Consider the following 9,607-nt stretch of genomic DNA (forward strand, 5'->3'; position numbering starts at 1 on the left):
GTTATGATGATTGTTAGACATGCAGAGCATCGAGATTTAGATGATATCTACATTCTGGCGGGGAAGTCGGGCGTTGGCCTGACTTCTTTACCCCAAAATAAAGAGATCTTATCTGCTCGAATTGCACGCACACAAAAGACCTTAGTGGGGCAAGCTGCACCAAGTGAACAAGGGTATTTATTTGTTTTAGAAGATACTCAGTTACAACGTGTGGTGGGTGTGAGTGCCATTGAAGTTTCAGTGGGTTTAACTGAACCTTTTTATAACTACCATGTGGGCAAACAAGTCCATGCCTCACAAACTCTGAATGTTTATAAAACTTTAAATACGCTGTTTTTAAGCAATGACCATACAGGTTGTAGTGAACTCTGCACACTGTTTTTAGATCCAGAGTACCGCAAAGACCAAAATGGAAAACTGCTGTCGAAGATTCGTTTTCTGTTTATCGCAGCTTTCAAACAGGCTTTTCAAAATAAGCTGATTGCAGAAATGCGTGGTTATTCGGATGAAAATGGTCGTTCGCCATTTTGGGATGCCTTAGGCCATCACTTTTTCAATATGGATTTCTCGACTGCGGATTACCTCAGTGGTATTGGACAAAAAGTCTTTATTGCGGAGTTGATGCCACGTTTTCCTGTGTATATCGACTTACTGCCGATGGCTGCGCAACAAGTAATTGCACAGGTTCATCCGCAGACGGTTCCTGCCTCTCGTGTGTTGGAGTCGGAAGGGCTGTGTTACCAAGGTTATGTCGATATTTTTGATGCAGGCCCGACGCTTGAAGCGGAAGTCAGTAGCCTGCGTGCAGTCAAAGAAAGTCACACTTGTACTGTCAAAATCGTCGATAGCGTACCAGAAAGTGCAGGGCGTTATTTGGTGGCAAATGATCGCTATCAAGACTATCGCGCAATTTTAATTCAGCATGCGGCTGAGTCGGACAGTTTAAGTTTAACGGTAGAACAAGCGCATGCCCTTGGTGTGCAAGCAGGGCAAAGCATTCGTATGTTGCCTTTAGATAAGATGGAGCAAAAATAATGTCACAAGGGAATTTATATATAAACGGGACATGGTCTCCAGCGCAAGGTGCAGCATGGGACAAACTCGATCCAGTTACGCAAGAAACAATTTGGCACGGTGCAGAAGCGACAGCTGAGCAAGTTGAACAGGCTTGTCTGTCAGCACGTGCAGCATTTGCTGCTTGGGCACGTCGCCCTTTAGCTGAGCGCTTAGAAATTATTCAACAATTTGCCAGCTTGTTAGAACAAAACAAACAACAGCTCGCAACGATTATTAGCCGTGAAACCAGTAAGCCGATTTGGGAAACGTTGACTGAAGTTCAGTCGATGATTGGTAAAGTGGCAATTTCAATACGTGCTTATCACGAACGTACAGGTGAAAGTCTGACGGAAATGCCAGATGGTGCAGCGTCTTTACGTCACCGTCCGCATGGTGTGTTGGCTGTATTTGGTCCGTATAACTTCCCCGGTCACTTACCCAATGGTCACATCGTCCCTGCGCTGATTGCAGGCAACACTTTGGTCTTTAAACCAAGTGAATTGACGCCGTGGACTGCGGAAGAAACGGTCAAATTATGGCAAGAAGCGGGTTTACCTGCGGGTGTGTTGAACTTGGTGCAAGGTGGTCGTAGCACAGGTGAGGCACTTGCGCAATCGCATGAAATTGATGGCTTATTGTTCACAGGCAGTGCCAATACAGGTTATCACCTGCATAAACAATTAGCTGGTGCTCCAGAAAAAATTCTCGCTCTAGAAATGGGCGGCAACAACGCATTAATTATCGATGAAATTACCGATATTGATGCAGTGGTGAACTTAACCATTCAATCTGCTTTTATTTCCGCAGGTCAGCGCTGTACTTGTGCGCGCCGTTTGATTATCAAAAATGGTGCTGTAGGCGATGCCTTCATCCAACGTTTGGTTGAAGTGAGCCGTAACTTGGTGGTGGGTCAGTGGGATGCTCAGCCACAACCGTTTATGGGGGGGGTGATTTCACTGCATGCTGCACAGCAAATTTTACAAGCACAACAACGCCTGATTGATTTAGGAGCGCAAGTTCTGCTCCCTGTGACTCAAGCGGATGCCAACAGTAGCTTGTTAAGTCCAGGTCTTTTAGATGTGACTCATGTGAGCGACGTCCCCGACGAAGAATATTTTGGCCCATTGAGCTGTATTTATCGTTATGACCATTTTGATGAAGCTTTGGCACTAGCGAATAGCACTCGATTCGGTTTGTCGGTGGGTTTAGTTTCACCTGACCGTGAGCTGTTTGATCGTTTATTGATTGAAGCGCGTGCAGGCATTGTGAACTGGAATAAACCATTAACAGGCGCTTCAAGTGCCGCACCATTTGGTGGTGTGGGTGCATCAGGGAATCATCGTGCCAGTGCCTTCTATGCGGCAGATTATTGCGCATGGCCAATGGCATCGCTAGAAAGTCAGCAGGTAAGTCTACCTGAAAAATTATCGCCAGGCATTGTGCTGTAAGTCGACAGAAAAGGGAGTTTAGAAATGTCAGGCTATGAAATTAATTTTGATGGTTTAGTCGGTCCAACGCATCACTATGCGGGATTGTCATTCGGAAACGAGGCATCTACCAAAAACCAAAATAATCTTTCCAACCCGAAGTTGGCTGCCAAGCAAGGTCTGTTAAAGATGAAAGCTTTGGCCGACATGGGCTTAAAGCAAGGTGTATTTGCACCGCAAGAACGCCCACATGTGCCGACCTTACGCAAATTGGGCTTCCGTGGGGATGACCATAGCGTGATTGAACAAGCGATGCGTACCTCGCCTGCATTGTTATCCGCGTTGAGTTCTGCATCGTGTATGTGGACCGCCAATGCGGCGACGGTTTCACCGTCGGCAGACAGCGCAGATGGTCGTGTGCATTTTACTGCGGCAAATTTGAACAACAAATTCCACCGTTCTATTGAACACGATACTACATCACGCGTGATGGCGGCCATGTTTAAGGATGAGCGTCACTTCGCCCATCATGAAGCATTGCCACCTGTGGCATTGTTTGGTGATGAAGGTGCCGCGAACCATAACCGTTTAGGCGGTGCTTATGATCAGGCCAGCGTGCAAGTGTTTGTCTATGGTCAGCAGTTCCTCGGTGGTGGTATCGGTCCAAAACACTATCCTGCACGCCAATCTCTTGAGGCGAGTGAAGCAGTCGCACGTTTACACCAACTCAAAGCGGAACAAACAGTGTTTGTACAGCAGAATCCCGATGTGATTGACCAAGGCGTCTTCCACAACGACGTGATTGCGGTGAGTAACCAAAACGTAATGTTCCACCATCAGCATGCATTTTTGAATCAATCTGAAGCGTTGGCAGAAATTCGCGAAAAAATGGCGCGCTTGGGTCAAGAGTTTGTGTCCATTGAAGTGCCTGATCAGCGTGTTTCTGTGAAAGATGCGGTCAATACGTATTTGTTCAATAGTCAATTGCTCACACGTGCCGATGGCGGGATGAGCATTGTGGTGCCTGAAGAGTCACGTCAAAACCCAGCAGTGTGGGGCTACTTAAACGACATGATCCAAATGGGTACGCCGATTGACGACATCAAAGTCTTCGACCTGCGTGAAAGTATGCGCAATGGCGGTGGGCCTGCATGTTTACGTTTACGTGTGGCGGTGAATGAAGCAGAGCTAAATGCGATCAATCTAAACCTGTTTATGAATGATGCCTTGTTTACCCGTTTAAATACGTGGGTGGATCAGTACTACCGCGACCAGCTGGCGCAGCAAGATTTGGCTGACCCGCAATTACTGATTGAAAGCCGTACTGCGTTAGATGAACTGACGCAAATTTTGAACTTAGGTTCGGTGTATCACTTCCAACGTTAAGCAATCGTGCAGGGAAAGCAGATGATAGATTTTCTAGGTGATGTTTTAGCACAACGTGTCCCGACAGTTACGCATGGCGTACAGCATGATTTTCGTTGGGAATGGTTGGCTGAAGGTGTTTTATCTTTTACGCCGAAACAGGCTTATGAAAAAGCAGTCGTGCTTTCCGCGGGTGTGCATGGCAATGAAACTGCGCCAATCGAGTTGTTGGCGCAGCTGAGTCACGATTTGTTTGCAGGGGCATTAGAGCTCAAGGTTAAGTTATTGCTGATTTTAGGGAATCCTATCGCGATTCGCTCGGGGCAACGCTATGTTGAAAATGATATGAACCGCATGTTCTGCGGGGCCTATCAACAATTTACCGACACAGTTGAAGCGCAGCGGGTGGTGGCCTTAGAACAGATCGTCACCGCTTTTTTTAATGATAGTCCATCTCAAGTACGACGCTATCATTACGATTTGCATACCGCGATTCGCCCATCTTTGTTGCCGACTTTTGCCTTATTTCCTTATCAAACCCATGACTATGATGCTGCGATGTTAGACAGCCTAAACGCTGCGGAATTGGATGCCTTAGTGTATCACAATGCTGTAGGTCGTACTTTTACACACTTTAGCAGCTCTCAGTTTCAAGCGGCCAGTTCGACACTCGAACTTGGTCATGCCAAACCCTTTGGCCAAAATGATTTGGCGGCTTTCGCCGCGATTAATCATGTGCTTCGCGCCGTGGTGAGTGAGCAGGCCTTACCTGTACGTCAAAAACAAGCAATTCAAACTTTTCGAGTCGTTGATTCGATCATCAAAACTGAAGATGACTTCCAGCTTAATTTGGCAGATTCTGCGCCTAATTTTTCCGTGTTCGAAACCGATGCCGTGATTGCTCTGCAACAGGGCAAACCGTATGTGACTGCACCTGAGCAGGTTCGAATTTTATTTCCGAATACTCAAGTGAAAAAGGGATTAAGAGCAGGACTGATATTAACTGAGGTTCATCCTTGATGATTTCAGTCAATTTATTAAATGTGATGATGGTGGTTTATCGAACTTAAGTCGTTAAATTAATTTTCAATGGAATTGAATATATGGATATTGAGAAAAATATTAATTCAATATTTTCATCTGTCGATCATAAGGGGACTTATAGTCGATGGTTGATTTTGCGCTGTGTTTTAATTAAGCTATTGTTTTTTAATATTAAATAATTAAATTAGGCATGGTTTTTGCAGCCTGTGTGAGTATTATTTTGCCGCCATAAAGAGATAAATAGTGTGGCGCTGAATAATAAAAATTAATGTTATTGAAAAATAATATGTAGCTTAATTTTGGACTGAGATGAAATAAGGAATTATCTAAATCTGAGTCCCATATTTACACCCATTGGGTTGTAAATTGGAGTAAAAACATGATGAATGGAAAACAGACCCATCAACAAAAAGAGCCCTTAGAAGGTGATTTACTGGGTGGACATCATTACGAGTCAGTTGAGGAAGAACAACTGCAACGCTCACTGACCAATCGTCATATTCAGATGATTGCGATTGGTGGTGCGATTGGTACGGGTCTTTTTATGGGGTCGGGCAAGACACTCGCTGTGTCGGGTACTTCGATCATCTTAACTTACCTCATTATTGGCTTCTTCTTCTTCTTCGTCATGCGTGCGATGGGGGAACTACTGCTTTCTAATACCAATTACAAATCTTTTGCAGACTTTGCAACGGCTTATTTGGGACCGTGGGCAGGGTTCTTTTTAGGTTGGTCGTACTGGCTCAGTTGGATTGTCACCGCAATCGCGGATGTGATTGTGATTGGAGGTTATGCACAGTTTTGGTATCCCGATCTCCCCGCATGGATACCCGCTTTCACCTCGATTGCCATTTTGACTTTGTTGAACTTTGTTGCAGTAAAACTGTTTGGTGAAGTGGAGTTCTGGTTTGCTTTAATTAAAATTATCGCGATTATTATGTTCCTGTTGGTCGGTGTCTATCTGATTACGATTGGTTTCGTCTCTCCAGATGGTGTGAAAGCGTCTTTAGCCCATGTGGTCGAGAAAGAGTCACTGTTCCCTTATGGTTTAACAGGCTTCTTGGCTGGTTTCCAAATCGCAGTATTTGCCTTTGTTGGTATTGAATTGGTGGGTACCACAGCAGCAGAAACTAAAGATCCCCATCATGCTTTACCACGCGCGATTAACTCAATTCCATTACGTATTTTATTGTTCTATATCGGTGCTTTGGTTTGTATTATCGCAGTCACTTCTTGGTCGCAGATTTCACCTGACAAGAGTCCATTTGTTGAAATGTTTACTTTAATTGGTTTGCCCGCAGCAGCCAGTATTGTCAACTTTGTCGTGGCAACCTCTGCCATGTCTTCTGCGAACAGTGGCGTGTTTGCCACCAGTCGTATGTTGTTCGGTTTAGCGGTAGAAAAAGATGCACCGAAAAGTTTTGCTCGACTGTCGAAAAGTAAAGTGCCAGTATTGAGCTTAATGTTCTCGATGTTCTGTGTGGTGGTAGGTACTTCAATTTTGTTCATTGTGCCTGATGTCATGACAGCATTTATCATCATTTCAGCCTTCACTTCGATTTTGTGTATTTTCACCTTTGCCATGATTATTTTGTCGTACTTGGCTTATCGCAAAAAAGCGCCTGAACTGCATGAACAGTCGGCGTATAAAATGCCCGGTGGACGTTTTATGGCATGGTTTACCTTGTTGTTCTTAATCTTTGTGGTCGCGATTTTGGCGCTCGATCATGACACCATGATTTCTTTGGCGTTCTCACCAATTTGGTTTATTGGACTGGGTATTACTTATTACTATAAAACGAAAAAATATGCTGAGCGTAACTGGATTTTAACCCATGGTCGCCGCATTGAACAGGATGAAATGCAAGAAAATAGTTGAGGAACAGAGGGGGAATATTCCCCCTTTATTTTTATCGTAAAACAGAGGGATTTATTTTGAAAAAAGCAACACTTTGGGCATGCATGTTGGGTGCTGGATTACTACATATACAGAGCAGTTTTGCCGCACCGTTATTGACGCCACATCTTTCAGCGACACAAGTGGCAGCACCACAGGCCAATGCATGGGTTGAAATTAATGTACAGACCTTCGAGCAGAATATTCAGACCTTACAACAGCAGCTACAGGACAAAAGCCAGATTTGTGCGGTCATGAAAGCCGATGCTTATGGTCACGGGATTGAACTGTTGATGCCGAGTATTATTAAGCTTAATGTGCCCTGTGTCGGCATCACCAGTAATGCCGAAGCAGCGATGGTGCGCAAGTCTGGTTATCAGGGACGGCTGTTAAGATTACGTGCTGCGACTGATCAAGAAATCCAAAATGCTGCTTCCTTAAATATGGAAGAGTTGTTGGGGAACTATGAACAAGCAGAGCGCTTGTCTGTATGGGCTAAACAACAGGGTTTAAGCCTTGCGTATCATTTGGGTTTAAATGCAGGGGGGATGGATCGAAACGGTTTAGAGCTGAACAGTGCACTAGGTAAACAACAAGCGCTGCGCATGACCAAACTGCCAAATTTAAAGCTGGTGGGCATCATGACGCATTATGCTGTAGAAGATGAAAAATATGTACGTGAACGTTTGGCGGTCTTTAACCAGCAAACGGACTGGTTGATTAAAAAAGCCAAATTAAAGCGAGAAGCACTGACTTTACATTCTGCAAATTCTTTTGCGACCTTGACGGTTCCAGAGTCACACCTAGATATGGTACGTGCAGGCGGTGTGATTTATGGTGACAGCCTGCCAGATCGAGTTGAATATAAAAAGCTGATGACCTTTAAAACTCAAGTGGCAACAGTCAATGCCTATTTGAAAGGCACAACAGTTGGCTATGACCAAACATATACCTTGAAGCGTGATTCACTATTGGCGAACTTGCCGCTTGGTTATTCAGATGGTTATCGACGGGCGTTTAGTAATAAAGCCTATGTACTGATTCGAGGGCATAAAGTGTCTGTAGTTGGGCGCACCTCCATGAATACGACTATGGTGGATGTTACTGATTTTCCAGATATTCGTGCCAATGATGAAGTGGTCCTGTTTGGCGAACAAGGGGGCGCAATAGTGAAGCAAAGTGATTTGGAAGAATACAATGGCGCTTTGCTGGCAGATGTCTACACCATGTGGGGTAACTCTAATCCGAAAGTTGTGGTTCGGTAGAGTAAAAAGGGGGGATTCTGTTGTGTTGACATCCTCACTGACAAAATCATCGTTTGGTTTAGGCATTATTCCAGTGTCTAATAATGATTAAAATATTGTTTTTAATAATGAACTGACGGTTTTATTCAAGGCAGTGCATATGTGGATATGCACTGCTTTTTCATTCCTAGCACCGATGATTTACAGTTTAAGGGTGGAGTTGAATTGTGTTGAGATTCTTGGAATGGATGATAGCATCCCATTATTTTTTGCTTTAAACGCTCGATATTGGGTTTAAAGTTTGAGGTTTTTTTGCATACAAATTGATCGAGAAGATAGTCAGCTTGAATTAAGCATTGAAATCAAAAACTATTTTTTGAACAGTCTGATTCACTGGAAAAATAAAATAAAAGCAAATACTATTTGTAAATAATAATCTAATTGATTATTATTCGCATCAAATAAATATCCCTATATCAATGATCTTTCCTGACCTCTGTCTTTGAAGACATGGAAAAGTAATTTGAATTATATGTAATGATTATCAATATCATTTAAAAGGTAAGTTTAACCGCATGAGTATGAAGCAATATCAGTCGCAATTTTCGGGCGATGAAGTTAAAAGTTTGAACCTCCGACCCTGCTATTTATCATTATGTTTGGCTGTGCTCATGACCACAGGTTTGAGTTCTAAGAGCTTTGCACAAGACAATGTTTTAGTTTCAGCCTCACTTCCAAAGATTACGGTTTATGCTGAACATGAAGATCAAGCCACAGTTTCTAAGACAACGATTAATCGGGAAAATTTAGATAAAACTGGGGTGACCGATATGGCAAGTATTGTGAAGTACTTGCCTTTGGTACAAGCGCCATTTTCAGTTGCGGGCAGTGGTACATTTTTCGATGGAACTGGGACCAGTGGTTATAACATTCGCGGGATTGATGCCAACCGTATTGGCTTAGATATTGATGGGGTTGATATTGCCGAAGCGACTGTCAGCTCTTATGTTCCGCCTAATAGTATGAGTCAACGTGGTGCAGGTCGTGATTATATCGAGCCTGAAATGTTTAGCTCGGTAGATATTGTTTCCGGAACAACAGATGCATCTACTGATGGAATCGGTGGACGCGTTTCATTTAAAAACAAATCTCCAGAAGATTATTTGGTGGATGGAAAAACCATTGCGGGTACTGCAAAAGCAGGCTATAGCTCTGCAGATGAAGCATGGTTAAGTTCGGTAACAGGGGTGGTAGGAAACGATGATGTGAAAGCCTTAGTTGCTTATGCTCATCGTGATGGACACGAAACAAAACCTAACTCGAAAACCAAAGCGTTTCCAACGGATTGGAGTTCCGATGCCGTATTGGGTCGAGTTATATGGGCGCTCTCCGATCAGCATCAGTTTAATTTCACAGGAGATTTCTATCGTAAAAGTGCCGATACCACAGACATTAGTGCCAGTTTATTTAGTAATTATCTCTGTACACGACAAAAATAGATAACTCATTGAAATAATGTCACAATAATTGTTTTCTAACGACGAATACTATGACACATCTCAATGAGTTATATC

7 protein-coding genes are annotated in these 9,607 nt (G+C 43.6%); all 7 read left to right on the forward strand.

The window, feature by feature from the left end; translation table 11 throughout:
• Positions 1 to 3 precede the first annotated feature (3 nt).
• The 7 genes from astA to ACG9ZB_RS14770 all read left to right on the forward strand — a co-directional run bounded on the left by astA (position 4) and on the right by ACG9ZB_RS14770 (position 9,532).
• Entirely contained in the window at positions 4 to 1,035 is a 1,032-nt protein-coding gene (gene astA / locus ACG9ZB_RS14740) for an arginine N-succinyltransferase (RefSeq protein WP_419326518.1), read from the forward strand.
• The gene (astD, locus tag ACG9ZB_RS14745; RefSeq protein WP_419326520.1) at positions 1,035 to 2,504 is read left to right on the forward strand and encodes a succinylglutamate-semialdehyde dehydrogenase; all 1,470 of its coding nucleotides are present in this window, start codon (positions 1,035 to 1,037) and stop codon (positions 2,502 to 2,504) included. Before astA ends, astD begins: the two co-directional genes overlap by 1 nt.
• Positions 2,505 to 2,528: 24 nt before the next feature.
• Complete coding sequence (gene astB, locus ACG9ZB_RS14750; protein WP_419326522.1) at positions 2,529 to 3,869, forward strand: N-succinylarginine dihydrolase; 1,341 nt, start codon at positions 2,529 to 2,531, stop codon at positions 3,867 to 3,869.
• 21 nt (positions 3,870 to 3,890) lie between these two features.
• Positions 3,891 to 4,868, forward strand: coding sequence for a succinylglutamate desuccinylase (astE, locus tag ACG9ZB_RS14755; RefSeq protein WP_419326524.1), 978 nt, complete (start codon positions 3,891 to 3,893; stop codon positions 4,866 to 4,868).
• 403 nt (positions 4,869 to 5,271) lie between these two features.
• Positions 5,272 to 6,771, forward strand: a complete 1,500-nt coding sequence (locus tag ACG9ZB_RS14760) for an amino acid permease (protein WP_419326526.1) — start codon at positions 5,272 to 5,274, stop codon at positions 6,769 to 6,771.
• A 56-nt stretch (positions 6,772 to 6,827) separates the two neighbouring features.
• Positions 6,828 to 8,054, forward strand: coding sequence for an alanine racemase (gene alr, locus ACG9ZB_RS14765; RefSeq protein ID WP_419326528.1), 1,227 nt, complete (start codon positions 6,828 to 6,830; stop codon positions 8,052 to 8,054).
• 554 nt (positions 8,055 to 8,608) lie between these two features.
• Positions 8,609 to 9,532: a TonB-dependent receptor plug domain-containing protein gene (locus ACG9ZB_RS14770; protein ID WP_419326530.1), complete on the forward strand. Its 924-nt coding sequence runs from the start codon at positions 8,609 to 8,611 to the stop codon at positions 9,530 to 9,532.
• The last annotated feature ends 75 nt before the right edge of the window (positions 9,533 to 9,607 follow it).

The sequence above is a fragment of the Acinetobacter johnsonii genome (assembly GCF_048551975.1).
Lineage (GTDB): Bacteria > Pseudomonadota > Gammaproteobacteria > Pseudomonadales > Moraxellaceae > Acinetobacter > Acinetobacter johnsonii_A.

What these genes read in the sequence shown, in the direction of transcription:
- astA (WP_419326518.1), top strand. Translation starts at nt 4, where the DNA reads ATGATGATTGTTAGACATGCAGAGCATCGAGATTTAGATGATATCTAC.
- astD (WP_419326520.1), top strand. Translation starts at nt 1,035, where the DNA reads ATGTCACAAGGGAATTTATATATAAACGGGACATGGTCTCCAGCGCAA.
- astB (WP_419326522.1), top strand. Translation starts at nt 2,529, where the DNA reads ATGTCAGGCTATGAAATTAATTTTGATGGTTTAGTCGGTCCAACGCAT.
- astE (WP_419326524.1), top strand. Translation starts at nt 3,891, where the DNA reads ATGATAGATTTTCTAGGTGATGTTTTAGCACAACGTGTCCCGACAGTT.
- ACG9ZB_RS14760 (WP_419326526.1), top strand. Translation starts at nt 5,272, where the DNA reads ATGATGAATGGAAAACAGACCCATCAACAAAAAGAGCCCTTAGAAGGT.
- ACG9ZB_RS14770 (WP_419326530.1), top strand. Translation starts at nt 8,609, where the DNA reads ATGAGTATGAAGCAATATCAGTCGCAATTTTCGGGCGATGAAGTTAAA.